At 66.6% G+C, this 19,993-nt stretch carries 24 protein-coding genes and 1 other RNA gene; 14 read left to right on the forward strand and 11 right to left on the reverse strand.

Annotated features, from left to right (window positions below; translation table 11 throughout):
* Positions 1–83: 83 nt before the first annotated feature.
* From ACZK3J_RS18605 to ACZK3J_RS18640, 8 genes are all read left to right on the forward strand, one after another.
* Positions 84–305, forward strand: coding sequence for a TIGR02449 family protein (locus tag ACZK3J_RS18605; protein ID WP_005410898.1), 222 nt, complete (start codon positions 84–86; stop codon positions 303–305).
* Entirely contained in the window at positions 302–598 is a 297-nt protein-coding gene (locus tag ACZK3J_RS18610; protein ID WP_005410899.1) for a cell division protein ZapA, read from the forward strand. Before ACZK3J_RS18605 ends, ACZK3J_RS18610 begins: the two co-directional genes overlap by 4 nt.
* Positions 599–750: 152 nt before the next feature.
* Positions 751–936: non-coding RNA, 6S RNA (ssrS, locus tag ACZK3J_RS18615), on the forward strand.
* A gap of 83 nt (positions 937–1,019) precedes the next feature.
* Positions 1,020–1,613 carry a 5-formyltetrahydrofolate cyclo-ligase gene (locus ACZK3J_RS18620; RefSeq protein WP_134951474.1) on the forward strand — a complete coding sequence of 198 codons (594 nt, stop codon included), beginning with the start codon at positions 1,020–1,022 and terminating at the stop codon, positions 1,611–1,613.
* The gene (locus tag ACZK3J_RS18625) at positions 1,610–2,089 is read left to right on the forward strand and encodes an EVE domain-containing protein (RefSeq protein ID WP_032128370.1); all 480 of its coding nucleotides are present in this window, start codon (positions 1,610–1,612) and stop codon (positions 2,087–2,089) included. The genes ACZK3J_RS18620 and ACZK3J_RS18625 overlap by 4 nt, the downstream gene beginning before the upstream one ends.
* Positions 2,090–2,111: 22 nt before the next feature.
* Positions 2,112–2,759: a ribose-5-phosphate isomerase RpiA gene (gene rpiA, locus ACZK3J_RS18630; protein ID WP_006389802.1), complete on the forward strand. Its 648-nt coding sequence runs from the start codon at positions 2,112–2,114 to the stop codon at positions 2,757–2,759.
* A gap of 21 nt (positions 2,760–2,780) precedes the next feature.
* Positions 2,781–3,224: a DUF192 domain-containing protein gene (locus tag ACZK3J_RS18635; RefSeq protein WP_049421686.1), complete on the forward strand. Its 444-nt coding sequence runs from the start codon at positions 2,781–2,783 to the stop codon at positions 3,222–3,224.
* A gap of 144 nt (positions 3,225–3,368) precedes the next feature.
* Positions 3,369–4,214 carry a SirB1 family protein gene (locus tag ACZK3J_RS18640; protein ID WP_049400716.1) on the forward strand — a complete coding sequence of 282 codons (846 nt, stop codon included), beginning with the start codon at positions 3,369–3,371 and terminating at the stop codon, positions 4,212–4,214.
* A 59-nt stretch (positions 4,215–4,273) separates the two neighbouring features.
* On the opposite strand, the gene ACZK3J_RS18645 is transcribed toward ACZK3J_RS18640, so the two are convergent.
* Positions 4,274–4,498 (reverse strand): rubredoxin, encoded by a 225-nt coding sequence (locus ACZK3J_RS18645; RefSeq protein ID WP_014038358.1) that lies wholly within the window; start codon positions 4,496–4,498, stop codon positions 4,274–4,276.
* 34 nt (positions 4,499–4,532) lie between these two features.
* On the opposite strand from ACZK3J_RS18645, the gene thiE reads away from it, so the two are divergent.
* Positions 4,533–5,159: a thiamine phosphate synthase gene (gene thiE, locus ACZK3J_RS18650; RefSeq protein WP_032128373.1), complete on the forward strand. Its 627-nt coding sequence runs from the start codon at positions 4,533–4,535 to the stop codon at positions 5,157–5,159.
* A gap of 16 nt (positions 5,160–5,175) precedes the next feature.
* Positions 5,176–6,465 carry a glutamate-1-semialdehyde 2,1-aminomutase gene (gene hemL / locus ACZK3J_RS18655; protein ID WP_478476155.1) on the forward strand — a complete coding sequence of 430 codons (1,290 nt, stop codon included), beginning with the start codon at positions 5,176–5,178 and terminating at the stop codon, positions 6,463–6,465.
* 111 nt (positions 6,466–6,576) lie between these two features.
* Here hemL and azu read toward each other — a convergent pair whose 3' ends face one another.
* Entirely contained in the window at positions 6,577–7,026 is a 450-nt protein-coding gene (gene azu, locus ACZK3J_RS18660) for an azurin (RefSeq protein WP_049460658.1), read from the reverse strand.
* Positions 7,027–7,148: 122 nt separating this feature from the next.
* Here azu and ACZK3J_RS18665 point away from each other — a divergent pair, with 122 nt between their 5' ends.
* A complete protein-coding gene (locus tag ACZK3J_RS18665) occupies positions 7,149–7,751 on the forward strand; it encodes an HAD-IA family hydrolase (protein WP_149908744.1) in 603 nt (200 codons plus the stop codon).
* A gap of 53 nt (positions 7,752–7,804) precedes the next feature.
* Here ACZK3J_RS18665 and ACZK3J_RS18670 read toward each other — a convergent pair whose 3' ends face one another.
* Complete coding sequence (locus ACZK3J_RS18670) at positions 7,805–9,031, reverse strand: acetylornithine transaminase (protein WP_478476156.1); 1,227 nt, start codon at positions 9,029–9,031, stop codon at positions 7,805–7,807.
* A gap of 63 nt (positions 9,032–9,094) precedes the next feature.
* Between ACZK3J_RS18670 and ACZK3J_RS18675 the strand changes: the two genes are divergently transcribed.
* Complete coding sequence (locus tag ACZK3J_RS18675) at positions 9,095–9,967, forward strand: ion transporter (protein WP_478476157.1); 873 nt, start codon at positions 9,095–9,097, stop codon at positions 9,965–9,967.
* A 65-nt stretch (positions 9,968–10,032) separates the two neighbouring features.
* Here ACZK3J_RS18675 and ACZK3J_RS18680 read toward each other — a convergent pair whose 3' ends face one another.
* The 3 genes from ACZK3J_RS18680 to ACZK3J_RS18690 all read right to left on the reverse strand — a co-directional run bounded on the left by ACZK3J_RS18680 (position 10,033) and on the right by ACZK3J_RS18690 (position 12,920).
* Complete coding sequence (locus ACZK3J_RS18680; protein ID WP_478476158.1) at positions 10,033–10,998, reverse strand: YiiG family protein; 966 nt, start codon at positions 10,996–10,998, stop codon at positions 10,033–10,035.
* Positions 10,999–11,015: 17 nt separating this feature from the next.
* A complete protein-coding gene (locus ACZK3J_RS18685; RefSeq protein WP_149908745.1) occupies positions 11,016–12,008 on the reverse strand; it encodes a YiiG family protein in 993 nt (330 codons plus the stop codon).
* A 93-nt stretch (positions 12,009–12,101) separates the two neighbouring features.
* Positions 12,102–12,920, reverse strand: coding sequence for an SDR family oxidoreductase (locus ACZK3J_RS18690; protein WP_478476159.1), 819 nt, complete (start codon positions 12,918–12,920; stop codon positions 12,102–12,104).
* A 108-nt stretch (positions 12,921–13,028) separates the two neighbouring features.
* On the opposite strand from ACZK3J_RS18690, the gene ACZK3J_RS18695 reads away from it, so the two are divergent.
* Positions 13,029–13,712 (forward strand): hypothetical protein, encoded by a 684-nt coding sequence (locus ACZK3J_RS18695; protein WP_180868157.1) that lies wholly within the window; start codon positions 13,029–13,031, stop codon positions 13,710–13,712.
* Between the two features lie 164 nt (positions 13,713–13,876).
* Here ACZK3J_RS18695 and ACZK3J_RS18700 read toward each other — a convergent pair whose 3' ends face one another.
* The 3 genes from ACZK3J_RS18700 to ACZK3J_RS18710 all read right to left on the reverse strand — a co-directional run bounded on the left by ACZK3J_RS18700 (position 13,877) and on the right by ACZK3J_RS18710 (position 15,577).
* Entirely contained in the window at positions 13,877–14,236 is a 360-nt protein-coding gene (locus tag ACZK3J_RS18700; RefSeq protein ID WP_049421701.1) for a DUF6984 family protein, read from the reverse strand.
* A gap of 175 nt (positions 14,237–14,411) precedes the next feature.
* Positions 14,412–14,918 (reverse strand): DUF2867 domain-containing protein, encoded by a 507-nt coding sequence (locus ACZK3J_RS18705; RefSeq protein WP_277778977.1) that lies wholly within the window; start codon positions 14,916–14,918, stop codon positions 14,412–14,414.
* On the reverse strand, positions 14,915–15,577 hold the full coding sequence (locus tag ACZK3J_RS18710) for a serine/threonine-protein kinase (protein WP_049460648.1): 663 nt from the start codon (positions 15,575–15,577) through the stop codon (positions 14,915–14,917). The genes ACZK3J_RS18705 and ACZK3J_RS18710 overlap by 4 nt, the downstream gene beginning before the upstream one ends.
* Before the next feature lie 85 nt (positions 15,578–15,662).
* Between ACZK3J_RS18710 and ACZK3J_RS18715 the strand changes: the two genes are divergently transcribed.
* Complete coding sequence (locus ACZK3J_RS18715; protein ID WP_049421707.1) at positions 15,663–17,657, forward strand: bifunctional DedA family/phosphatase PAP2 family protein; 1,995 nt, start codon at positions 15,663–15,665, stop codon at positions 17,655–17,657.
* Positions 17,658–17,877: 220 nt separating this feature from the next.
* Here the strand turns inward: ACZK3J_RS18715 and ACZK3J_RS18720 are convergent, their stop codons facing one another.
* Both ACZK3J_RS18720 and mpl read right to left on the reverse strand, forming a co-directional pair.
* A complete protein-coding gene (locus tag ACZK3J_RS18720) occupies positions 17,878–18,456 on the reverse strand; it encodes an LON peptidase substrate-binding domain-containing protein (protein WP_032128383.1) in 579 nt (192 codons plus the stop codon).
* Positions 18,453–19,817 carry a UDP-N-acetylmuramate:L-alanyl-gamma-D-glutamyl-meso-diaminopimelate ligase gene (gene mpl, locus ACZK3J_RS18725; RefSeq protein ID WP_478476160.1) on the reverse strand — a complete coding sequence of 455 codons (1,365 nt, stop codon included), beginning with the start codon at positions 19,815–19,817 and terminating at the stop codon, positions 18,453–18,455. The genes ACZK3J_RS18720 and mpl overlap by 4 nt, the downstream gene beginning before the upstream one ends.
* Between the last annotated feature and the right edge of the window lie 176 nt (positions 19,818–19,993).

Genomic DNA, 19,993 nt, shown 5'->3' on the forward strand with positions numbered 1-19,993 from the left:
CCCGACGGCATCCTCTCTGCGACCGTCAGGCCTTGCTGCGACAACGCTTGACCGCCCTTACCCGGCTTGCCTATCGTGCCCGTATGGAACCCGCCGATCCCCTTGCCCAGCTGCAGGACTTCGCTGCCCGCGTGGAAGCGTTGCTTGAACGCAACCAGCGCCTGGCCGAGGAGAACCGCAGCCTGCGCCACCAGCAGGAACAGCTGGTGGCCGAGCGTTCCACGCTGCTGGCCAAGAACGAGCAGGCACGCTCGCGGGTGGAAGCAATGATCAGCCGGCTCAAATCCCTGGAGCAGCACACATGAGCGCCGAACCGGTCAGTGTCCGCATCCTCGATCGTGAATACACCGTGGGTGTCGGCGGCGATGAACGCGACAGCCTGATGGCGGCCGCGCGCCTGCTCGATGCGCGCATGCGCGAAATCCGCGGCAGCAACCGCATGGCCGCGGTCGACCGCGTCGCCGTGCTGGCGGCGTTGAACCTGGCCCATGAACTGCAACTGCTGCGCGACGAGAACGCCCGCCAGGCAGTCGCCCTGCAGCAGACGCTGGCCGACCTGAACCGGCGCCTGGACCGCGCGATCGACGGCACCCCGTAGAAGAGGGGACGGAGGGAATCAAGGCGCATTCGCCCCTTCCGTGCCGGAAACGTCTTAATCCCCTCCGTCCCCTTTTCTCATATCTGAATTGGCACGGACTGTTGCCGACGAACGGCCTATCCAGATGCTGCGTGCTGGCTATAATGGCCACGCGTTCTCTGCGGTACTCGACGGCATGTGCAAACATTCGCCTTGTCCCTTAAGAACGACACCGGGAGCGCGACAGCGCCGGGAGTGCAGGTCCGCCTTGTAGCGGGAAGCCCGATGGTTCTCCAGCGTTCCCACTTGAGCCCCCGGGTTCAAGGTCGTTTCGCATGCATCGACATTGCGGAGAATGCAATATTCCAGCAAGGGCGGCGTCTTCGGGCGTCGCCCTTGTTCTTTCCGGCACAATGACGGCTGATCCTTGCCGCACGCTGCCATGACCGACCCGCGCCAGGCCCTGCGCCACGACCTGCGGCAACGCCGCCGCGACCTTTCCGCCGCTGAGCGCATCGCCGCCGCCGAATCGCTTGCCGATGCCCTGCTGGCCCTGCCGTTCGCCCCGCGCGAAGGCGCCGTGGCCGGCTACTGGGCGCTGGATGGCGAAATCGCCCTTCACCGCTGGCAGCTGCAGCTGCCCGAAGGACTCACCTACTGCCTGCCAGTGCTGGCCGGCGACGTACTGCGCTTCGCGCCATGGCGGCCCGGGCAAGCATTGACCAGCAACCGCTATGGCATTCCCGAGCCGGACGTGGCCGTGGAAGACACCCTGGAACCGGCGCAGATGGCGCTGGTGGTGACCCCGCTGGTGGGCTTCGACACACAGTGCCGGCGGCTGGGCATGGGGGGCGGCTGGTATGATCGCAGCTTCGCCTTCCGCCACGACCGGCCGGCGCCGCCCTGGCTGGTCGGTGCTGCATTCGCGGTGCAGCAGGTCGAGTCCTTGCCGGTGGCGTCGTGGGACGTGCCGGTGGATGCGATCTGCACCGAAGACGGCCCCCTGTTCCCCTCCGCTGCCCCCGTGAACGCATGACCGCCCGCAAGCGCTACTGGCTGATGAAGTCCGAACCGGACGCCTTCTCCATCGATGACCTGGCCAAGGTCAAGGTCGAACCCTGGAACGGGGTGCGCAACTACCAGGCGCGCAATTTCATGCGCGATGGCATGCAGGTGGGCGACGGCATCCTGTTCTACCACTCCAATACCAAGGTGCCCGGCATCGTCGGCCTGGCCACGGTCGCCAGCCCGGCCTATCCGGACGACACCCAGTTCGACCCGAAATCCGACTACCACGACCCCAAGAGCACGCGCGAGAACCCGCGCTGGATGCTGGTGGACGTGGCCTTCGACCGCAAGCTCAAGCAGGTGATCGCGCTGGACGAGATCAAGCTGCACGCCGAGGAGCTCGGTGAAGGCTTCCCGCTGGTTGCCAAGGGCAACCGCCTGTCGGTGTTCCCGGTGACCGCCGCGCAGTGGAAGCTGCTGCTGTCGCTGGAAAAGAAATCCTGATTCCCTGCCTGAGAGTTCTCCCATGTCCGAAGCCAAGCGCCTGGCCGCCGAGAAAGCCATCGAGTACGTTGAAGACGGCATGATCGTCGGTGTCGGCACCGGTTCCACCGTGGCCTATTTCATCGATGCCCTGGCCCGCATCCAGCACCGCATCAAGGGTGCCGTGTCCAGCTCCGAACAGAGCACCGCGCGCCTGAAGCAGCACGGCATCGAGGTGATCGAGCTGAACCACAGCGGCAACCTGTCGCTGTACGTGGACGGCGCCGATGAGTGCGACGCCAACAAGTGCCTGATCAAGGGTGGCGGCGCCGCACTGACCCGCGAGAAGATCATCGCCGAGGCCAGCGAGCGCTTCATCTGCATCGTCGACCCGAGCAAGCAGGTGCCGGTGCTGGGCAAGTTCCCGCTGCCGGTGGAAGTGATCCCGATGGCGCGCAGCCTGGTCGCCCGCCAGATCCGCGACATGACCGGCGGCCAGCCGACCTGGCGCGAAGGCGTGGTCACCGACAACGGCAACCAGATCCTGGACATCCACAACCTGCAGATCACCGATCCGGAAAAGCTGGAGCGCGAGCTCAACCAGCTGCCCGGCGTGGTCTGCGTGGGCCTGTTCGCGCGCCGCCGCGCCGATGTGGTGATCGTCGGTGGTGAGCCGCCGGTCGTGCTCTGACCCTTTCGAAGGATCCTGACGATGTCGCTGTTGCGTTCGCTGCTGATGCTTCCGCTGCTGGCCCTGGCCGGCTGTGCTACCGACGCGGCCCGCCATTGGGTCGAGCTGGATGGCGCCCGCTACCAGGTGGAGCTGGCCACCAACGATGAAACCCGCGCGCGCGGGTTGATGTTCCGCGACCAGATGGCCGCCGATCACGGCATGCTGTTCATCCACGACCGCGAGGAAATGCAGGCGTACTGGATGAAGAACACCAAGCTTGCGCTGGACATCCTGTACTTCGACAGCCAGCGCAAGCTGGTCAGCCAGCAGCGCGATGTGCCGCCGTGCTCGGCCGGCGACATGTGCCCGCCCTACCCCAGCGGTGGACCGGCGCGCTATGTGCTGGAGCTCAACGCCGGTCAGGCCGAGAAGCTCAAGCTGAAGGACGGCACGGAGCTGAAATTCGGCCCAGGCATCGAGTAACAGGGTTCTGCCCGCGGTAGTGCCGGCCGCTGGCCGGCAACCCTGCAGGGGTCAGATCCCTTTCGCACGCGAAAGGGATCTGCCCCCCGGATTTTTCACGCGACACCGCTTGAAACCGCCTGCAATTGCCGCCAGTCTGTGGTCATGCAGGACCAGATCTCACTCCCCGACTGGGATGCACTGGCCGACCTCGAAGACGAGGCGCTGCCACTGTTGCCGACCGCGCTGCTGATCGCGCGCGATGAATACCCCGATCTGCAGCCGTCCACCTACGACGCGCTGATCCAGAGCCATGTCGACCACCTCCGTTCGGAAGTGGACAGCATCGACAACAGCCCATTGAAGATGGCAGCGATCAATCGCCATCTGTTCGACGAGCTGGGCTACAGCGGCGACCACGACGAGTACTACGACCCGCGCAACAGCTACCTCAACCAGGTATTCGAGCGCCGCCTGGGCAACCCGATCTCGCTGGCGCTGGTGCAGATGGAAGTCGCGCGCCGGCTGGGCATTCCGCTCGACGGCGTGTCCTTCCCCGGCCACTTCCTGGTGCGCCTGCCGGTTGACGACGGCGTGCTGGTGATGGACCCGTTCAATGGCGGCCGCCCGCTGGACGTGGACGAACTGCGCGAGCGGGCCAAGTCACACCTGGGCGGGCAGATGCCCGACGACCAGGTGCTGGCGCAGATCCTCGACCCGGCCCCTGCGCGCGCGATCCTGATGCGGATGCTGCGCAACCTGCACGGTGTGTATGCCGAAGCGGGCGAATGGGACCGTGCCGCACGCAGTGCCGACCGCCTGCTGAAGCTGGCCCCGGAGCAGGACGACGCGCTGCGTGACCGTGGCCTGGCCTACCTGCAGCTGGAGTACCTGGCCGGTGCCCGGCATGACCTGGGGCAGTATCTGAAGCGCAACCCGGAAGCCAGCGATGCGCAGTGGCTGCGCGAGAAGCTGATCGACCTCGGTGGGCCGGTACCGCGGCTGCATTGAGGTTGTCCGGTGTGCGGACCAACGGTCCGCACCCACAGAAGGGCCTGCAGGCCCCGCCATCAATCGACCTCGACCATCTCGAAATCGGCCTTGGTCACGCCGCAATCCGGGCAGGTCCAGGTCTCGGGAATGTCTTCCCAGCGCGTCCCCGGCGCGATGCCTTCTTCCGGCAAGCCTTCCGCTTCGCTGTAAAGAAAGCCGCAGACCACGCACATCCAGGTACGCAAGGTGGTGGGGGTGGCATCGCTCATCGGATAATCAGGGCTGGATTCACGGGCCGCCATTGTCCCATCGCGGTCCACTCACCGGTAGCCATCGATGACTTCTGCTTCCCCGGCGCCCCGCGGCGTCTACCTGATCACCCCGGACGAGCCCGATACCGCACGCCTGCTGGCCCGCACCGCGCCGCTGCTGGCCGCCGGCGCGACCTGGCTGCAGTACCGCAACAAGACCGCCAGTGACGCGCTGCGGCGGGAGCAGGCCACCGCCCTGCAGGCGCTGTGCGCGGAACACGGCGTGCCGCTGATCGTCAACGACGACCCGGCGCTGGCCAAGGCGGTCGGCGCCGCCGGCGTGCATCTGGGCGGCACCGACGGTGACATCCCCAGCGCGCGCGCGCTGCTTGGTGCCGAGGCCATCATCGGCGCCTCCTGCTACGACCAGCTGGCCAATGCCGAGCAGGCCGTGGCCGCCGGCGCCAGCTACGTGGCCTTCGGCGCGTTCTTCCCGACCACCACCAAGATCACCAGCAGCCGCGCCCATACCGACCTGCTGCGGCAAAGCGCCGCACTGGGCGTGCCGCGGGTGGCGATCGGCGGCCTGACGCCGGACAATGTCGGTCCCATCATCGACGCCGGCGCCGATCTGGTCGCCGTGGTCAGCAGCGTGTTCGCCGCCGAAGACCCGGTTGCGATCCAGCGCGCCTACCTCGCCCAGTTCGCGTAATGCCCAGGAAATCCGCATGAACCACGACCAGTCCCACGCCCTGTTCTCCCGCGCCCAGCAGCTGCTGCCGGGCGGCGTCAATTCGCCGGTGCGCGCGTTCAAATCGGTCGGCGGCGAACCGTTCTTCGTCGAGCGTGCCGACGGCGCCTACCTGTACGACGTCGACGGCAACCGCTACATCGACTATGTCGGTTCCTGGGGCCCGATGATCGTCGGCCACAACCATCCGGCCGTCCGCCAGGCGGTGAAGAAGGCGATCGACAATGGCCTGTCCTTCGGCGCGCCCTGCGCGGCCGAAGTGACCATGGCCGAGACCATCACCCGACTGGTGCCGTCATGCGAGATGGTGCGCATGGTCAACTCCGGCACTGAGGCCACGCTGTCGGCGATCCGCCTGGCGCGTGGCGCCACCGGCCGCAACCGCATCGTCAAGTTCGAAGGCTGCTACCACGGCCATGGCGACTCGTTCCTGGTCAAGGCCGGCAGCGGCATGCTGACGCTGGGCGTGCCGACCTCGCCGGGCGTGCCGGCCGGCCTGAGCGAACTGACCCTGACCCTGCCCTACAACGACTTCGAAGCGGCTACTGCCCTGTTCGAACAGCAGGGTGACGACATCGCCGGCCTGATCATCGAACCGGTGGTCGGCAACGCCAACTGCATTCCGCCACGCGAAGGCTACCTGCAGCACCTGCGCGAACTGTGCACGAAGCATGGCGCGCTGCTGATCTTCGACGAAGTGATGACCGGTTTCCGCGTTGCCCTTGGCGGTGCACAGGCGCACTACGGCATCACCCCGGACCTGACCACCTTCGGCAAGATCATCGGCGGCGGCATGCCGGTGGGTGCCTACGGCGGCCGCCGCGAACTGATGCAGCAGATCGCCCCGGACGGCCCGATCTACCAGGCTGGCACGCTGAGCGGCAACCCGGTGGCGATGGCCGCCGGCCTGGCGATGCTGGAACTGATCCAGCAGCCGGGCTTCCACGCCGACCTGGCCGAGCGCACCGCGCGCCTGTGTGCCGGCCTGGAAGCGGCCGCTGCCGACGCCGGCGTGGCGGTGACCACCACCCACGTGGGCGCCATGTTCGGCCTGTTCTTCACCAGCGAGAAGGTGGAGACCTATGCGCAGGCCACCGCCTGTGACATCCCGGCGTTCAACCGCTTCTTCCACGCGATGCTGGACCAGGGCGTGTTCCTGGCACCGTCGGCGTACGAGGCCGGCTTCCTGTCCAGCGCGCACGACGATGCCGTGATCGAGGCCACGCTGGCCGCCGCACGCGTGGCGTTCAAGGCCGCCAAGGGCTGAGCCCGCTCTGCACGAAAAAGGGGACGGAGGGGATTAAGTCGTTTGTGCACAAACGACTTAATCCCCTCCGTCCCCTTTTTTTCCTGGTAGAGCCACGCCATGCGTGGCTGCTCAACCGAAGACGAACTTGCCCTTCATCATCGCGAAGTGGCCGGGGAACGAGCAGAAGAAGGTGTAATCCCCACCCTTCTGCAGGCCCTGGGTAGAGAAGCGCACGCGCGCGGTTTCACCACCGCCGATCACCTTGGTGTGCGCCAGCACGCGCTTGTCGGCCTTCGGCAGGTAGCTGTCGGCCAGGGTCATGCGCATGCCAGCCATCGCCACCGGCTGGTAATCCGCGCTGCGGGTCAGCACCCAGTTGTGGCCCATCGCGGTAGCAGCCAGCTTGCCGGTGTGGCGCAGGGTCAGATCCACGGCGGTGCAATCAGCGGCCACCTTGATCTCGCGGCTGCTGAAGCTCATCTGGTCGGTGCTGTCGATGCTCACCGCACACACCCGCGCCATCGCCGACGGCGCCAGCATCAGCGCGCCCAGTCCCACTGCCACCATCCAAGCCTTCATCGTTGCATCTCCTGCGGATTCAAGCGCCATTCTAGGCAGGCCCCTGCGGCGCCGTCTGCGACCGTCTGTCGCACGCGCACTCCAGGGTTTCCGCGCATCCACCGCAATGGCATGCTCGACCAATGCGGATCGACCTGTTGCTGCTGGATGTGGATGGCGTGCTGGTGCACTACCAGCGCGCGCAGCGCGTGCTGTACCTTGCGCAGGCGCTGGATGTCGTGCCGGAAACCGTGCAGGCCGCGCTGTACGACAGCGGGCTGGAAGCGGCACATGACAATGGCACGCTGGATGGCCCGGCCTATCTGGCGCAGCTGGGAGAGCTTCTAGGCACGACGGTCGATGTGACTGCTTGGACCGCGGCGCGGCGGGCCGCCAGCCATCCGCAGGCTGCCGTGTTGCAGCGGCTGCAGGCCCTGCAGTTGCCGATGGCAGTGCTGACCAACAACGGCGCGCTGATGCAACAGGCCTTGCCCACCCTGCTACCGGAACTGTTCCCTGCCCTGCAGGACCGCGTGTTCTGCAGCGCCGATTTCGGCCTGCGCAAACCGGCGCCGGAAGTCTTCCTGCGCACGCTTGAGGTACTCGGCGTGGCGCCTGCGCGCACGCTGTTCGTCGATGACCTGTTCGCCAACGTGCGCGGCGCACGCGCCGCCGGCCTGCACGCGGAAACCGTGCGCGATGGCCGGGGATTGGGCAAGGTGTTGAAGCGTTACGCGGTGAGCTGATCGGGGTCAGAGCCCTCTCCGCAGGAGAGGGATCCGACCCCAGCGCCGCGGCGTCAGCGCGCGGCGATGAAAGCAGCAATCGCTGCGCGCAGGCGCTTGAGGCCTTCGGCCACTTCTTCGTCGGTGATGTTCAGCGACGGCACGAAGCGCAGCACGTCCGGGCCGGCCTGCAGGGTCAGCAGGCCCTGCTCGGCGGCGTGGTCGAGGATCGCACCGGCCTGGCCGGCGAAGTCCTTGCTCAGCACCGCGCCCAGCATCAGGCCACGGCCACGCACGTCGCTGAACACACCGAACTCGTCGTTGATGCGGGCGAAGCCATCGCGCAGCGCCTTCGACTGGCGGCTGACGTTGGCGGCGATCTCCGCCGAGGCCAACTTGCGCAGCGCCACGCGCGCGACTGCGGCCGCCAGCGGGTTGCCACCGAAGGTGGTGCCGTGCGCGCCGAACTGCATGGTCTCAGCCACCTTCGGGCCGGCCAGCATCGCGCCGATCGGGAAGCCACCGCCGAGCGCCTTGGCCAGGGTGACCATGTCCGGTACCACATCGTCCTGCCAGTGCGCGAACAGCGTGCCGGTGCGGCCCATGCCGGCCTGGATCTCGTCCAGCACCAGCAGCGCGTTGTGCTGGTCGCACAGCTCGCGCACGCGCTTGAGGAAGCCGGACTTGGCCGGCATCACGCCGCCCTCGCCCTGGATCGGCTCCAGCATCACTGCAGCCACGTCGCCGGCGGCCATCGCGGTTTCCAGCTGCACCTCATCGTTGAAATCGATGTAGCGGAAGCCACCGGGCAGCGGCTCGTAGCCTTCCTGGTACTTCGGCTGGGCGGTGGCGGTCACCGCGCCCATGGTGCGGCCGTGGAAGCTGCCACGGAAGGTGATGATCACCCGCTTGTCGGCCGGGCGACCCTGGCTGGAGGCCCACTTGCGGACCATCTTGATCGCCACTTCGTTGGCTTCGGCGCCGGAGTTGCACAGGAACACGCGCTCGGCGAAGCGGCTGGCCTTCACCAGCTCCTCGGCCAGGTGCAATGGCGGCGCGCTGTAGAACACGTTGCTGGTGTGCCAGAGCTTGCCGGCCTGCTCGACCAGCGCGGCGACCAGGTCCGGGTCGTTGTGGCCCAGGCCACACACGGCGATGCCGACGGCCAGGTCGATGAACTCACGGCCCTGGCTGTCCCACACGCGGGCGCCCTGGCCGCGCTCCAGTACCACCTGGCGGGGCTTGTAGACCGGCAGGTAATAGTGCGAAAGGGAGATCAGCGGATCGGTAGCGGCGGTCATGGCAGTCGGCAGGGTTCAGGAATCCCCATTCTCGCGCCGGAACCCCTGCGGCACAATGCGCCCATGCGACCGTTTTCCGCCCCCCAGCTGAACCCCGCCACCGAGACCGGCTGGCGCCGTCGGTGGTTCGACATCATCTACCGCCACGACACCCGGCCTTCGCGCAATTTCGACCTGATCCTGGTGGTGGCGATCATCGCCAGCATCCTGGTGGTGATGATCGACAGCGTGCAGCACCTGCATGCCGAATGGTCCACCGGCCTGTACATCCTGGAATGGGGCTTCACGATCATCTTCACCGCCGAGTACCTGCTGCGGCTGGCGGTGGTCAAGCGCCCGCTGCGCTACGCGGTGAGCATCTGGGGCATCATCGACCTGCTGTCGATCCTGCCCGCCTACCTGTCGATGTTCATCCCCGGCGCGCAGAGCCTGCTGGTGGTGCGCGCGCTGCGCATCCTGCGTGTGTTCCGCATCCTCAAGCTGACCCGCTACATCGAGGAAAGCGGCGTATTGATGACGTCACTGTGGCGCAGCCGGCGCAAGGTGCTGGTGTTCCTGTTCACGGTGATCACCATCACCATCATCGCCGGTGCTCTGATGTACGTGATCGAGGGCCCCGAACACGGCTTCACCAACATCCCGGCCAGCATGTACTGGGCGGTGGTGACCATGGCCACGGTAGGCTTCGGTGACATCGTGCCGCAGACTGTGCTTGGCCGCTTCGTCACCTCGGTGCTGATCCTGATCGGCTACAGCATCATCGCCGTGCCCACCGGCATCTACACTGCCGAACTGGCCAGCACCATGCGCGAAGCCGAGCTGGCCGCGCGCCGCGATGCGCGCGGCTGCCCGGACTGTGGGCTGGAAGGCCATGAACCGGATGCACTGCACTGCCGCAAGTGCGGCGGCAAGCTGCCGGATGCGTTCAACCATTGAGGCAGATGCCGGCCAGCGGCCGGCACTACCTCTCGGCGGTTACGCATGGATGCGTGTGCCGTTGCTCACCGCATGCGGTTGCTGGTGGTCACCAGATCATTGTATGCGGCGAGGATCGTTGACTGCGCTCCTTCCGGGTCGGTGGTGAGCCAACTGCCCGACGCCTTCCGCTCTGCCGCCAGTGCTTCGGCGGTGATCGGCTTGTGCTGCTCCAGGCGCTCGACGCCACGTCCCGCAGTACGCACCAGCTTGTCCGCCGAACGCTGCACGTGGCCCCACATCGGGTCGTCCTTGCCGACGCCGCCGTTCTGGATTTCCGTCACCAGTGCCTGATAGTCAGCCAGCTGCACGCGCAGCGCCGCAATATCCGGTGCGTCGTCCTGGAACGCCGTGGCCAGTAGCTTGCCGTCGCCCAGCAGGCGAAGGTGATAGTAGGCCAGCGAGCGCCCTTCGCTCTCCTCGATCTGCTTCAGCTGCGCGGCACGGCGATCGTTCTCGTTCTTTTCCAGCGCCACATCCATCGCTTCGCTGGCCTTGAAGAAATCAGCATAGGCCTGCATCAGCGGGGCATGCTGGCTGCGCATCCCTTCACCGCCATCACGACGATAATCCTCGCGGGTGAAGTAACCATCGGCGCGCTCGACCAGGGTGTTCAATGCCTGGAAGGCCTGCTGATAGTCACGCGCGGGGCCATCCATCGGCAAGGCCGGGGTCTTCGCCAGCGCGTCGGTCAGTGGCTGGCCGCAGTACTCGACGCGGTGCGACAGCACCTTCCCGGGCGAACGCGGTTGCGCTTCCTTGCCGGTCGGGCCGGCTTCAGGGTCCTTCATCCAGCTGGTGTAGGTCTGGAAACCCTCGTGAATGGGTTGTTCAACGCCGTTGTAGCACTCGATGTAGGCGTTCACCTTCTCCAGGCTGGGGTCGGCCAGCGACAACCCTGCCGGTTTGTTGCAGCCGCTCAGGCCAGCCACAGCGCCGATCAGCAGCAGCGGCGCGATACGCAGACAGGAAGTCGTCATGGTCTCTCGCATGGGTGCTGGCGCGCCGGTCACTGGCGGTTGCTCTGGAAAACGAGCGTGTTGTATTCCTGCATCAGCTTGCTGGCCGATCCACGCGGCGCCATCGACGGCGAATCAAGCATGCGTCGTTCGAAATCGGTGTAAGGCTCTTTCTCGCTGACGCGCTGCAGCCGCGCCTTGCCTTCCCGACGGAAGTTCTCGGCCTCACGCTCGAAGCTGTTCCAGTCCAGCTTGCCCGGTTCCTGATCAGCCACCTTCGCATGCGCTTCGTCGGAAATGCGGTTGAACGCATCCAGACGCTCGCGGGCCTTGGCCTGATCGAAATCATCCTCGCTCATCAGATCCATGATGGCCTTGGCTTCCAGCATCATCGCCAGGCGGTAGTACTCGCGCGTGCGACCCTCGGCCTGCTCCAGTGCCTTGAGCTGCTCGCGCTGGGCGGCGTCGTTCTGGCGCTCCAGCTCGGCATTGAACGTTGCACTGGCAGCCACGAAATCCTTGAAGGCGGCCATCAAGGGCGCGTGCAGCTGCTTGCCCTTGGCGAACTGGTCGTCTTCGTAGTCCTGGCGATCGTAGTAGTCGTGCGCGTCCTTGCTGATCGGCACCAGTGCCTTCAGCGCCTGCTGGTAGTGGCCGGCAGCAGCATCGAGTTCGGCCAGCACTGGCTTGGCAGCGATCGCCTCGGTCACGGGGGCATCGCACTGCTTCATGTCGTAATCGCTGATCTCGAACGGACCGTACACCTGTGTCTCGCGACCGGTCGGGCCGGCGGCGACATCCTTGATCCAGCGCGTATAGGACTCGATGCTGCCGTGGGTCTTCGAATCAAGCGCGTTGAAGCAGCCGATGTAGGCGTTGAGCTTGGCGGTCAACTGCTGCTGCGGGTCGGACGGCGCCGCGCTGGCGTCCGGCGTGCCGGAGGCAGCGGCGCCGCCCGCAGCGGCGGGTGCCTTGCCACCGCAGGCGGCCAGGATCAACGACAGCGAAGCGGCCAGCGCCGCGACGGAAAGAGTGCGTGACATGTGTTCACATCCCTGTTGAAAACGATTACAGCCGCACATTCTAGCGCAGCAGGCCGAAGGTCGCAGCCCTCGGCCTCTTCCGGCGACGCGCGGTCAATCCAGGAACAGATCCGGCAGCAACGGACGCGATGGATCCACTGAGTAGCCCGAAAGATCGGTGATACCCGCCTGCGCCAGCACGTCATCGTCGATCAGGAACTGGCCATGGAAGCCCGCCGCTTCGCGCACCAGCACCGCATGCGCGGCATCAGCCATGATCTGCGGCGTGCGGCAGCCGGCCGCATCCACGCCCGGGATCATGTTGATCGCATCGGTGGCGATGACCGTGCGCGGCCACAGCGCATTCACCGCCACGCCCTGCGGGCCGAATTCCGCGGCCAGGCCCAGGGTAACGAAGCTCATGCCCATCTTCGCCAGCGTGTAGCCGGTATGCGGTGCCCACCACTTCGGCTCCAGGCTCGGCGGCGGCGCCAGGGTGAGGATGTGCGGGTTCGGCGCCTGCAGCAGGTACGGCAGGCAGGCCTGCGCACACAGGAAGCTGCCACGCGAATTGACCTGCTGCATCAGGTCGAAGCGCTTCATCGGCGTATCCAGCGTGCCGCGCAACCAGATCGCGCTGGCGTTGTTGACCAGGATGTCGATGCCACCGAAGGTATCGACCGTGGCCGCCACCGCCGCCTGCACCTGCTCTTCCTCGCGGATGTCGCACTTCAGGGCCAGGCCCTGGCCGCCAGCCGCCGTTACCGCTTCGGCCGCGGTATGGATGGTGCCCGGCAGCTTCGGGTTCGGCACCGACGACTTGGCCGCAATGGCCACATTGGCGCCGTCGCGCGCAGCGCGCAGTGCGATGGCCAGGCCGATCCCTCGCGAGGCTCCGGTGATGAAAAGCGTTTTGCCCTGCAGACTGCCCACGTTCCACACTCCAGCGTATGCAATGAGCCGCTAGTATGCCGCGCCGACGCGGAGTTCACCCGATCTTGACGATACTCGGGCCTCCAGCCAACGCACGAGGTCCACGCCATGCGCCGTTCCCGCCTGTTGCTGCCTGCCCTGGGGCTTGCCCTGCTGACTGCCTGCCAGGGCCGTTCGCCGGAACCCGGCAAGGAGCCACCCGCCGGTGACGCGCCCAGCGCGGAGAAGGCCGCCGCCGACGGCAAGATGCGCTGGAGCGAGGCGGTGGTCTGGGATGGCGATCTCAACGCCTGCCGCCAGGGTGAGAACGCCGCGACCCGCGATTGCCTGCGCGATGCGATGCGCGCGGGTGGCGCCAGCGCCGATGCCATCACCGCCGCCGAGCAGTTGTCCAGCGGCGGCGAGCTGGCCTATGTGACCGCTTGGCACGAGAACGAAGGACTGGGCATTGCCACGATTGAGTATCCCTTCCGCGCCAATACCAATGAGGGCACGCGACTGGTCGATGCCAGCGGCAAGCGCATCGACGTGGATGCCGTGCAGTTGGACGACACCCTGCGTGCCGACCCGACCGTGCAGGAACTACTGAAGGCCAGCCCGCAGGCCACGCCGTTCGCACCGGCGCAGTCGGCCGGCGCTTCGCCATTGGATAACGGCGGCATCCGCCTGCTGTACCGCACGCCGCTGCGCGACTGCCACGCCTGCCCGGACGTGGGGCAGCTGCAGATCGCCTATGACTTCGATGCCAAGCGCAACTTCATTGGCCAGCAGGTGGTGCCGGCGACGCCGTAAGGTCACTGGCGTCTGTAGAGCCGGGCCATGCTCGGCTCCACATCATCGCCACTAGCAAGACCCTTCACTCGAATTCGCAAGAATCGTCCGTGACGTCCACCGGCTCTTCGAGGCCGGCCATCCGCACATCGTGCTTGTTTCCACCAGAACCCTTCATCGCCACCTCAGGCATAGCAGACCAAGCTTTCAATTCGAGGAGATATCAGCTCGGCACCGTCCCAGCGGATGATTTCCAGCTCCAGTAGACGGTCATTTGCGTCCGCATGAAGAATCGGCGTGAGTTCAGCACCATCTGCGTCCTGCATCTGCAACTCGACGGGATACGCGTGCTGCCCTTGATACGGCGGACGCTCATATCCGGAAATGACAAATCCCACCCGAGCTCCACCAAGACCCATTTCCACGGCCGCTGCGAGAGCAAGGTCGGCGTGAAGCTGCGAGGCAGAGGCCTCAGGCAGATGAGATGCCACAGCCTCGATCAACTGCCTTTCAAAGCAGGAAACAGCACGCGTCGGATTGCTCATCGCATCGTTGATCTCAGGGTTGCTCCCGTACCGACTCACCGCGCCCCCCGGCCCTGCTTACATCGCGTTGGACTGGTGCTGGAGTGCCGCATGCAGAATCCACGTTTCAGTGACACTTGGCAATGACCGACGAGCATGTAATGGATCGCAAACTGCATCCACGCATGGCGTGGATCTACCGGTACGCCTGCACCTGCTTCCTCAGCAGATGCGGCACGATCAACCGATGCACCGGCGCAACCGGCAGCATGTACACGCGCCCGAACGCGTTGTGCGTATGCACCACCGTCGCCACTTCCAGCACGGCGCCCTGCCACTGCAGGGCTAGCTGCACACGCAGGTGGCGATCGTCGTCTTCCAGCACGATCGCATCGTCAGTCAGCGACTGCAGGGTGAAGATGCCCAGCCGCTGCCCGGGTTGAGGATCCGCAACATCCTGCACCGCACGCAATGAGCCCAGGTGCTTCATGCCGAGCAGGCGCACGCCGTGGTTGCGCAGCGCCATCAATCCGTCGAACCAGCCGGGAATGGTCGCGGCCATATCGCGATAGGCCTGCAAGGCCGAGCGCCCATCGCGACGGGTCGTCGCCTGGCAGGCGTGCACGAAGTCGGCGCCGGCCAGCTGTGGGCGCAGGACGCTGCCCGCGCTCGGCGGGCCGGTCACCACCTGCGCAGGGCTCACGGCTTCGGCCCCTGCCCCTCGTTGTCTTCCCAATGCAGGATGCGGCGGGTCACGAAGCGATAGACCGGCTTGCCGGTGGCGAACCACAGTTCGCGCACCCACGAGGTGCGCTTGAGCACCCGCTTCTCCACCGGGGTGAGCGATTCACGGCAGTACATGCGCTTGTGCTTGAGCAGGTGGCGCAGGTCCTCGCGGGCCAGCAGCCGCATCCAGCGCGAGCGCGGGTTGCCTATCACCGCCAGCTGGAAGTCGATCAGCGCTGGACGACCGTCTTCGGTGACCAGCCAGTTGGCTTCCTTGGCCAGATCGTTGTGGGCCACGCCATTGCGATGCAGCTGCTGCAGCAGGCGACGCGCAGCGCGGAACCAGGCCAGGTCACCGCGTGGCGGACGCTGGTACATGGCATCGCCGGCCATGAAGCTGCGGTCGAGATGACGGCCATCCCACGCCAGCAGCTGCGGCACATCGGCCATGCCGTGGATGTGCTGCAACGCGCGTGCCTCGCGGCGGGCCAGCCACCAGGCCGGCAGCCGCAACCACAGCGGCGTGGCGCCCAGATCACGGCGTACGAAGGGGCCGGCAGGCCCTTCCACAAGGAGGATGCGACCGAAGCTGTCGGCCTTCAGGGCGTGCGAGGGCGTGTCTGGCGAATGCGGCATGTGCCCATTCTAGGCGATGGCGCCCGTTGCAAACGGTCACGAAGCGGCTGGGAACCAGTCACCTTCACGCCCCTATAATCGGGCAATGGACTCTTCATGGATCGACGCCACCCTCGCGTGGATTGCCGCTCACCCCGTGTTGGCGGGTGCCGTTATCTTCCTCATCGCCTTCTGCGATGCGGTGATCATTCTTGGCGCCATCGTGCCGGCGCTGCCGTTGCTGTTCGCGGTGGGCGTGTTCATCGGCCTGGGCCAGATCTCCGGGCCGTACGCGGTGGCGGCTGCAGCCCTGGGCGCATTTGCCGGCGACGGTATCAGTTACTGGATCGGCCGCCGCTGGGGTGACCGCCTGCGCGGCGTGTGGCCGTTCAGCCGCTACCCGCAGCTGCTCGACCGCGGCGAGAACCTGTTCCGCCGCAATGCCTTCAAAAGCATCCTGATCGCACGCTACGTCGGCGCGATCCGACCGTTCGTGCCGGCCATCGCCGGCATGATGAAGATGCCCGCCAGCCGTTACGTGCAGGCCAGCGGCATCGCCAGCATCTCCTGGGCGGTGCTGTTCCTGGCGCCGGGCTGGATTCTTGGCGAGGCGTATGACGCCGTGGCCGCCGTGGCCGGACGACTGGTGGTGGTGGTCGGCCTGCTGGCGGTGATCCTCGGCCTGGTCTGGGCCATCGTGCTGTACGGCTATCGCTGGTCGGCCGCGCGCATGGACAACTGGCTGGCGCGCCTGCTGGATTGGTCCAACCGTCACCCGACGCTGGGCCGCTACACCGTTGGCGTGCTTGATCCCAAGCGCCGCGAATCGGTGCCGCTGGCGATGCTGGCGTTGATGCTGCTGGTACTGGGCTGGGGCTGGTTCGCGTTACTGACCGTGGTGGTCGCACACGGCGAGCCGCTGGCGATCGACCTCTTGGTGCACCAGGCCATGCTGGCGCTGCGCAATCCGCTGGCCGACTACCCGATGGCCGCGCTGGCATCGCTGGGCGCCTGGCAGGTACTGCTGCCGGCCACCGCGGCGGCGATGGGCTATCTGATCTGGCGCCGGCGCTGGATGGCAGCCGCGCACTGGCTGGCCGCGCTTGCCTTCGGCCTGGCCCTGACCATGCTGCTCGGTGCCACCGTGGATGTGGTGCGCCCGGTCGATGCCAGCAGCGGCTTTGGCTTCCCGTCGGTGTCGGTGACCATGGCCACCATCACCTTCGGTTTCTTCGCGGTGCTGATCGCCCGCGAGATGCCCGGTCGCACCCGCGTCTGGCCCTACCTGGTGTCGGGCATCGTGGTCAGCCTGATCGGCTTCTCGCGCCTGTACCTGGGCGCGCATTGGCTGAGCGATGTGATCGGCGGCATGCTGTTCGGCACGTTCTGGCTGCTGGTGCTGGGCATCGCCTACCGCCGCCGCTTCAACCGCTCGTTCTGGGTGAAGCCGGTGGCCTGGCTGTTCTACGGCGTATTCGCCGTGGCGGCGATGTGGTACGCGCCGCGCCACATTCCGGTGAAGCTGGAGCGGTTCGAGCCGACCCTGCCGGCACCGCAGGCGATGGATGCGCAAGCCTGGTGGCAGCACGACTGGGCCACGCTGCCGGCGCGCCGCAACGAGTTCGACGACGACCAGCGCTGGCCGCTGGACGTGCAGGTGGCAGGCCCGCTGGCGCCGCTGCAGGCGCAGCTGGAAGCCCGCGGCTGGAAGCGGCAGGAGCAGGCCGGCTGGCAGCAGGCGCTGCTGATGCTGGACAAGAACACCGGCGCCGATGAACTGCCGGTATTGCCGGCCACGCTGGACACCCGCGTGGAAGCACTGCTGATGGTGCGCCAGGGTGCGAAGCCGGATGAGCGCTATGTGCTGCGCCTGTGGCCGGCACCCGCGCAGCTGCAGCCGGGCAACACGCCGCTGTGGCTGGGCAGTGCACAGACCCTGCGTTACGAGCGCCACTTCGAATGGATCGGCATGTGGCACCCGCTGCGGGGTGTCGACCCGGCGTTGAACGCGGTGAAGGACGCCGTGCAGGACCTGCCGCAGCGGGAGGATGTGCACAGCGAAACCGGGCTGCCGGTGTTGCGGTTGAAGACCATGCCGTGATCGAGTCGGTGCTTCTCTGGTAGTCGCCAACCTTGGTTGGCGCTTCGGGTGAAGGCTGCCAACCAAGGTTGGCATCTACCGGTTCCGGCGCGCTCTGGCCGTCGCCAACCCTGGTTGGCGTTTCCCGGTTCCGCTGCGCCCTGGCAGTCGCTAACCTTGGTTGGCGTCTTCCGGTTCCGCTGCGCCCTGGTAGTGGCCAACCTTGGTTGGCGTTTTCCGGTTACGGCATCCAGCCCAGCAATTGCTGCAACCGCTGGTGCGGGTCGTCCATCTGCAGCAGCTGCAGGCGCTGCTGCTCGCTCAGTGGCAGCAGTTCGGCCAGCCGCCAGCCGACCCAGCTGGCCTGGTCCAGCAATGCCGGGTTGGCCGGCGCATAGGCCTCGCCGGCCTGTTCGATGATGTGCCCCAGCACCGTGGCCAGCAGCGCATGCTGCGGCCGCAATTCGTCATCGGGGTCTTCATCGCACCAACGCACGTCGGCTACCACCAGACCGTTGTCGCGTACGCGGGTGCGCTCGACATGGAAGCGGCGGGTACCACGCAGGCGCAACTGCAGCACGCCGTCGGCGCCGACATCGAAGTCTTCGATGCGTACCTGCACGCCATAGGCGGCCGGCGTCGCTGGTGCGCCGACTTCCTCGCCATCGAGGATCAGACAGACACCAAACCCCTCACCACTGCGGCCGCTGTCGCGGACCAGGTCCAGATAGCGGCGCTCGAATACACGCAGGCCCACCGCCGCACCCGGCACCAGCGTGGTGTGCAGCGGAAACAGCGGCAGCGAACCGTCGACGCTCATCGGGCCTGCAGCGCGGCCAGGAAACGGCGCGGTGCACCGTCGAAGCCACCGTTGGACATGAACACCACGTGGTCACCACTGCGCGCGCTGGCCTGCAATTGCGCCAGCAGCGCGTCGGTATCGGGCACGGCGTGCGCTTGGCCACGCACCGCAGCGATCACCGCAGCGGCATCCCAGGCCAGTTCCGGGCGATGCAGGAACACCACTTCATCGGCCAGCGCCAGCGACGGAGCCAGCGCCTGCGCGTGTGCGCCCAGCCGCATCGAATTGCTGCGCGGCTCCATCGCGACCACGATGCGCGCATCACCCACCTTGGCACGCAGGCCTTCCAGTGTGGTGGCGATCGCAGTCGGGTGATGGGCGAAATCGTCGTAGATGGTGATGCCGTCATGGTGGCCGATCACTTCCATGCGGCGCTTGACGCTGCGGAAGCGTGCCAGTGCAGGAATCACGTCGGCCGGTGCCACGCCCACCGCATGCGCGGCGGCCAGCGCAGCCAGGCCGTTGAGCACGTTGTGGCGGCCCAGCAACGACCACTGCACGTCGCCCATTGCCTGCCCGCGGTGATGCACGCGGAAGGCGCTGCCATCGGCGGCCAGCAGCTCGGCATGCCATTCCAGCGACGGATCGAATCCGAAGCGTTCGACCGGCGTCCAGCAGCCCATCGCCAGCACTTCGGCCAGGTGCTGGTCCTCGCCGTTGACGATCAAGCGGCCGCGAGCCGGCACCGTGCGCACCAGATGGTGGAACTGGCGCTGGATCGCGGCAACGTCCGGGAAGATGTCGGCGTGGTCGTACTCAAGGTTGTTGAGGATGGCCACCAGCGGCCGGTAGTGCACGAACTTGCTGCGCTTGTCGAAGAAGGCGGTGTCGTACTCGTCGGCCTCGACCACGAACTCGCGGCCCTGGCCCAGGCGGGCGGAGACGCCGAAATCCTCGGCTACGCCGCCGATCAGGAAACCGGGTGAACGACCGGCGCTTTCCAGCAGCCAGGTGAGGATGGTGGTGGTGGTGGTCTTGCCGTGGGTACCGGCCACGGCCAGGGTGTCGCGGCCCGGCAGCACCTGTTCGGACAGCCACTGGGCGCCGGAGATGTAGCGCTGGCCGGCGTCGAGCACGGCCTCCACGGCCGGGTTGCCGCGCGAGAGCGCGTTGCCGATCACCACCTCGTCGGTGCCGGCCGGCACGCTGTCGGCGCGGTAACCCTGGTCCAGGGTGATGCCCAGCTGTTCGAGCTGGGTCGACATCGGCGGATAGATGGCCTGGTCGCTGCCGCTGACCGTATGGCCCAGTTCCCGCGCCAGGGCGGCCACGCCGCCCATGAAGGTGCCGGCGATTGCAAGGATATGTACGCTGCTCATGACCGAGGATTGTGACCGATGACGGCTGTATAGGGCCAATGTCCGATCCGGGGTAAGACAAGTCCTACACAGGATGTGAGAAAACTCCAATCATCTGTCAGGGAAATCCCGATAGCGATGTTCTGTGAACCCGGACACAATTCGAACTGCCAGCCGCAGTACCCGAACCGGTCCTA

The sequence above is a fragment of the Stenotrophomonas sp. 86428_Sma genome (assembly GCF_056481585.1).

Bases quoted from the DNA above. Each gene is read 5' to 3' on its own strand.
- ACZK3J_RS18675 (WP_478476157.1), top strand. From the start codon at position 9,095: ATGCGACCGTTTTCCGCCCCCCAGCTGAACCCCGCCACCGAGACCGGC.
- ACZK3J_RS18720 (WP_032128383.1), bottom strand. From the start codon at position 18,456: ATGAGCGTCGACGGTTCGCTGCCGCTGTTTCCGCTGCACACCACGCTG.
- ACZK3J_RS18610 (WP_005410899.1), top strand. From the start codon at position 302: ATGAGCGCCGAACCGGTCAGTGTCCGCATCCTCGATCGTGAATACACC.
- ACZK3J_RS18670 (WP_478476156.1), bottom strand. From the start codon at position 9,031: ATGACCGCCGCTACCGATCCGCTGATCTCCCTTTCGCACTATTACCTG.
- rpiA (WP_006389802.1), top strand. From the start codon at position 2,112: ATGTCCGAAGCCAAGCGCCTGGCCGCCGAGAAAGCCATCGAGTACGTT.
- ACZK3J_RS18635 (WP_049421686.1), top strand. From the start codon at position 2,781: ATGTCGCTGTTGCGTTCGCTGCTGATGCTTCCGCTGCTGGCCCTGGCC.
- ACZK3J_RS18640 (WP_049400716.1), top strand. From the start codon at position 3,369: ATGCAGGACCAGATCTCACTCCCCGACTGGGATGCACTGGCCGACCTC.
- ACZK3J_RS18695 (WP_180868157.1), top strand. From the start codon at position 13,029: ATGCGCCGTTCCCGCCTGTTGCTGCCTGCCCTGGGGCTTGCCCTGCTG.
- mpl (WP_478476160.1), bottom strand. From the start codon at position 19,817: ATGAGCAGCGTACATATCCTTGCAATCGCCGGCACCTTCATGGGCGGC.
- ACZK3J_RS18680 (WP_478476158.1), bottom strand. From the start codon at position 10,998: ATGCGAGAGACCATGACGACTTCCTGTCTGCGTATCGCGCCGCTGCTG.
- azu (WP_049460658.1), bottom strand. From the start codon at position 7,026: ATGAAGGCTTGGATGGTGGCAGTGGGACTGGGCGCGCTGATGCTGGCG.
- ACZK3J_RS18645 (WP_014038358.1), bottom strand. From the start codon at position 4,498: ATGGCGGCCCGTGAATCCAGCCCTGATTATCCGATGAGCGATGCCACC.
- ACZK3J_RS18620 (WP_134951474.1), top strand. From the start codon at position 1,020: ATGACCGACCCGCGCCAGGCCCTGCGCCACGACCTGCGGCAACGCCGC.
- thiE (WP_032128373.1), top strand. From the start codon at position 4,533: ATGACTTCTGCTTCCCCGGCGCCCCGCGGCGTCTACCTGATCACCCCG.
- ACZK3J_RS18685 (WP_149908745.1), bottom strand. From the start codon at position 12,008: ATGTCACGCACTCTTTCCGTCGCGGCGCTGGCCGCTTCGCTGTCGTTG.
- ACZK3J_RS18710 (WP_049460648.1), bottom strand. From the start codon at position 15,577: ATGCCGCATTCGCCAGACACGCCCTCGCACGCCCTGAAGGCCGACAGC.
- ACZK3J_RS18715 (WP_049421707.1), top strand. From the start codon at position 15,663: ATGGACTCTTCATGGATCGACGCCACCCTCGCGTGGATTGCCGCTCAC.
- ACZK3J_RS18605 (WP_005410898.1), top strand. From the start codon at position 84: ATGGAACCCGCCGATCCCCTTGCCCAGCTGCAGGACTTCGCTGCCCGC.
- ACZK3J_RS18665 (WP_149908744.1), top strand. From the start codon at position 7,149: ATGCGGATCGACCTGTTGCTGCTGGATGTGGATGGCGTGCTGGTGCAC.
- ACZK3J_RS18700 (WP_049421701.1), bottom strand. From the start codon at position 14,236: ATGAGCAATCCGACGCGTGCTGTTTCCTGCTTTGAAAGGCAGTTGATC.
- ACZK3J_RS18625 (WP_032128370.1), top strand. From the start codon at position 1,610: ATGACCGCCCGCAAGCGCTACTGGCTGATGAAGTCCGAACCGGACGCC.
- hemL (WP_478476155.1), top strand. From the start codon at position 5,176: ATGAACCACGACCAGTCCCACGCCCTGTTCTCCCGCGCCCAGCAGCTG.